This is a genomic window from Elstera litoralis (assembly GCF_000963705.1).
Lineage (GTDB): Bacteria > Pseudomonadota > Alphaproteobacteria > Elsterales > Elsteraceae > Elstera > Elstera litoralis.
In genome coordinates, this window is sequence record NZ_LAJY01000256.1 from 1 (window position 1) to 2324 (window position 2324).

The window sequence follows — 2324 nt, forward strand, 5'->3', positions numbered from 1 at the left end:
TCCCATCTATCCCCTTAACAAGAGCCGGTGCCACTCCTGGGCCGGATTGGAGAGATGAGGCTGACGTGGATCACGCTCCCGATAAATGGTACGGCACGACCGTTCTGTGCATCCGCAAGAACAATGAGGTTGTGATTGCCGCCGATGGTCAGGTGACGTTCGGCAATACGGTTTTGAAGCATAATGCTCGCAAAGTGCGCCGCTTGGCCGACGATACGGTGATCGCCGGTTTTGCCGGGGCGACGGCGGATGCCTTCACCCTCTTCGAGCGCTTGGAAGCCAAGCTCGAAAAATACCCGAAACAGCTTACCCGCGCCTGCGTGGAACTGGCGAAGGATTGGCGGACGGACCGTTACCTGCGCCGGCTCGAAGCAATGATGGCGGTGGCCGATAAAGAGGTCTCGCTGATCCTCACCGGCAATGGCGATGTGCTGGAGCCGGAACATGGCATTATCGGCATCGGCTCGGGCGGGCCGTTCGCCCTGTCGGCGGCGCGCGCGCTGGTCGATATCGACGGGATGGATGCGGAAGCCATTGCCCGCAAAGCCATGCGCATCGCGGGCGACGTCTGCATATATACGAATCACACTGTTACCCTGGAGCGGCTATGACCAATTTCAGCCCGCGTGAAATCGTCTCGGAACTCGATCGCTATATCGTCGGCCAGGGCGACGCCAAACGCGCCGTCGCTATCGCCCTGCGTAACCGCTGGCGGCGGCAGCATCTGCCGAAGCCTTACGCAACGAGGTGATGCCGAAGAATATTCTGATGATCGGGCCGACCGGGGTGGGGAAAACCGAAATCGCCCGCCGCCTCGCCCGCCTCGCGAATGCGCCGTTCCTGAAAGTGGAAGCGACGAAATTCACCGAAGTCGGCTATGTCGGCCGCGACGTGGATCAAATCATCCGCGATCTCGTTGATATCGCCATCGGCCTTGCCCGCGAAACCATGCGCAAAGATGTGCAGGTAAAGGCCGAAGCCCGCGCGGAAGAGCGGGTGCTGGATGCCCTCGTCGGCCAAAGCGCCAGCCCGGAAACGCGCCAAAAATTCCGCAAAATGCTGCGCGACGGCCAATTGTCCGACCGGGAAATCGAGTTGGAGTTGCAGGATACCGCCCCGTTCCAAATGCCGGGCTTTGATATCCCCGGCATGCCCGGCGGCCATGTGGGCGTGATGAACCTTCAGGATATGCTCGGCAAAGCCTTCGGCGGCGCGCGCACTAAGACCAAGCGGATCACGGTCGGCGAAAGCCACGCGCTCCTTCTGGCCGAGGAAGCCGATAAGCTGCTGGATGAAGAGCAGGTGGTGCGCGCCGCGATTACCGCCGTTGAGGAAAACGGCATCGTCTTTCTCGACGAGATCGACAAAATCTGTGCCCGTTCGGAGCGCGTCGGCGGCGACGTGAGCCGGGAAGGCGTGCAGCGCGATCTGCTGCCGCTGATCGAAGGCACGACCGTTTCCACCAAGCACGGTCCGGTGAAAACCGATCACATTCTCTTCATAGCCTCCGGGGCCTTCCATGTCGCCAAACCCTCGGACCTGCTGCCGGAATTGCAGGGCCGCCTGCCGATCCGCGTCGAGCTTCAGCCGCTCTCGGTGGAAGATTTGCGCCGGATTCTGACCGAGCCGGAAGCCAGCCTGATTCGCCAGTATGAAGCCCTGATGGCGACGGAATCGGTAACGCTCACCTTCGCCGAAGAGGCCATCGACGCGCTGGCCGAACTCGCCGCCGAGGTCAACCGCTCGGTCGAAAACATCGGCGCACGGCGGCTGCATACTGTGCTGGAACGGCTGCTGGAAGAGATCAGCTTTACCGCGCCCGACTCGCCGGGTTCGGTGGTGACGATTTCGGCGGCTTACGTGGAAGAGAAGGTCGGCACGCTCGCCAAGAAGGCGGATTTGTCGAAGTTTATTCTGTAGGGAGCGGGGGAGCGATCCCCCTTTCCGCTCGGGGGGGCAAGATTGACACTATAATCTTATAATTTTATAAATTATTGTTCGCGTCCGAATTAATTCAAAAAGATTGAATTCCGAACCAAACCCGACAAGCTATAGTGTAAAAAGGCAATCATGGAAAAATTGATAGTCAAAATCGCAGTTTTGTCCAATCGATTGACGCTTGCAGGATTATTGTCCTTGGCAGTCTGTGCCTTTGCCTTCTATAGCTTCAATAGCCGTAGCATGGCCGATGATTTTTTTCGCATCGCTGAAATCCGTTCGACCTCGGTTTTTCCCCGCGCGATCTTCGAATGGAACGCCTTCAATCCGCGTTTTTATATCGATGCTTATCGAATACGGCCTCGCCAAATTTGAATTTTTATTCA

General features: G+C 58.2%; 2 protein-coding genes and 1 pseudogene. 2 read left to right on the forward strand and 1 reads right to left on the reverse strand.

Annotated elements, in window-relative coordinates:
* The first annotated feature begins 65 nt into the window (after positions 1 to 65).
* Positions 66 to 611, forward strand: a complete 546-nt coding sequence (gene hslV, locus VZ95_RS10665) for an ATP-dependent protease subunit HslV (RefSeq protein WP_045775823.1) — start codon at positions 66 to 68, stop codon at positions 609 to 611.
* Positions 608 to 1920 (forward strand): annotated as a pseudogene (gene hslU / locus VZ95_RS10670) (ATP-dependent protease ATPase subunit HslU). The gene hslV and the pseudogene hslU overlap by 4 nt, the downstream one beginning before the upstream one ends.
* 207 nt (positions 1921 to 2127) lie before the next feature.
* Here hslU and VZ95_RS27045 read toward each other — a convergent pair.
* Positions 2128 to 2324 (reverse strand): hypothetical protein (locus VZ95_RS27045; RefSeq protein WP_232302604.1); only part of this gene is annotated, 197 nt, incomplete at its 5' end.